This window comes from Oleiphilus sp. HI0132, from assembly GCF_001635845.1.
This window is the reverse complement of sequence record NZ_LWGJ01001709.1, coordinates 1-1,579: the sequence shown is the minus strand read 5'-3', so window position 1 is coordinate 1,579 and position 1,579 is coordinate 1. Positions and strand designations below refer to the sequence as shown.

The following is a 1,579-nucleotide window of genomic DNA, read 5'->3' as shown; positions in this document are numbered from 1 at the left end:
TGGTACATATATTGGAAGTCGCTTTAGAACGGCGAATATGCTGCTCGCGTGCCTGTAAGGTCAGGGTAAAACCTTCTTTACCTTCCAGATCGACAGTACGACCAATAATACGTCCTGGCATTTGGCGAACCAGCTTTTCTTTACAACAGATAAAGCCAAAATACGGGCCACCCGATGCCATAGGAATACCCAATGGCTGACCTTCACCCACGGCGATATCGGCACCCTTATCTCCCCATTCACCAGGAGGCGTTAATAGCGCTAAAGCTGTCGGATTAACGACGCCAATAACCAACATGCCATTTGCCTGGCCCCAGTTGGTTAAAGCATTCACATCTTCCAACGAGCCAAAGAAGTTTGGCTGAGGAATTATCAAAGCGGCATAGTCTTGGCCAGCAAAGCTTTCTAACGCTGCACTATCAACGGCAAGCGCTTTATCGTCCATTGGCAATACATCAATGGAAATTCCCTGGTTGCTAACAATGTCATCAACCACTTGCTGGTATAGAGGATGTACGGTACCTGCGATCAGAGCCTTTTTGCTCTTGGACTTTCTGTTGGCACGAATCGCCATCAACACGGCTTCAGCTAGGCCCGATGCTCCGTCATACAAGGAAGCATTAGACATATCCATCGCCGTAAGCTGGCACATCATGCTTTGGTATTCATAGATTAGCTGCAAAGTCCCTTGGCTTGCCTCTGCCTGGTAAGGTGTATAGGCAGTCAGGAACTCACCACGCATCGTCACATCCCACACAGCAGCAGGAATATGATGTTCGTAGGCACCGGCACCAATAAAACATAGCGCACCTTCGTCTAATTGAGCACGCTCGCTCATTAGCCGCATCATTTCCATTTCGCCTAAACCTTCAGGCACACCATTCAGTGGTTTGGCTCGTAAGTGAGCTGGAATTTCATCAAACAGGTCATCGACTTTGTCGACACCAATAACATCCAACATCTTCTGGATATCGTGTTCCGTATGAGGAATAAAAGGCATTACACACCCTCTTTGCAGCGAGTTCCCAAAGCATTCACTCAGGAACTTAAAAAATAAAAACCTTTGCCGACTTGCTTCACCGAAATTGCACGATCTAAACAAGTATCACAAAGGTCTGAAATAATTAGCTGGCAAATGCTATCAGTTACCAGCTGAAACACTAAGTTTCTTAGTGCTCTTCTGCTTCACAAATTTCTTTGTATTCGTCAGCAGACAATAAGCCTTCAAGCTCTTGAGGATCAGAGATCTTCAATTTGAAGAACCAGCCATCATCATAAGGATCGCTGTTAACCGTTTCAGGCGAATCTTCCAAGCCTTCATTGGTTTCTAGAACCGTTCCACCAACAGGAGAAAAGATATCAGATGCTGCTTTAACTGACTCGACAACACCGGCTTCTTCACCTGCTTCAATGACTGCATCAACTTCAGGTAATTCAACAAATACCACGTCGCCCAGTAGGTCCTGTGCATGATCAGTAATACCTATAGTAACGGTTTCGCCATCTTCTTCCAGACGAACCCACTCATGGCTAGATAGATACTTCAATTCTCCAGGGATAAGACTCATGTTTTGCAATC

The 1,579-nt window shown here is 45.8% G+C and carries 2 protein-coding genes; both read right to left on the bottom strand.

Annotation, left to right across the window (positions count from 1 at the left end):
* Positions 1-1,000, bottom strand: a 1,000-nt coding sequence (gcvPA, locus tag A3766_RS26195) for an aminomethyl-transferring glycine dehydrogenase subunit GcvPA (protein WP_068643270.1), incomplete at its 3' end; no start/stop codon positions are given.
* Positions 1,001-1,169: 169 nt separating this feature from the next.
* Positions 1,170-1,568, bottom strand: a complete 399-nt coding sequence (gene gcvH / locus A3766_RS26190; RefSeq protein WP_068508150.1) for a glycine cleavage system protein GcvH — start codon at positions 1,566-1,568, stop codon at positions 1,170-1,172.
* Positions 1,569-1,579: the final 11 nt, after the last annotated feature.

Bases quoted from the DNA above. Each gene is read 5' to 3' on its own strand.
- gcvH (WP_068508150.1), bottom strand. From the start codon at position 1,568: ATGAGTCTTATCCCTGGAGAATTGAAGTATCTATCTAGCCATGAGTGG.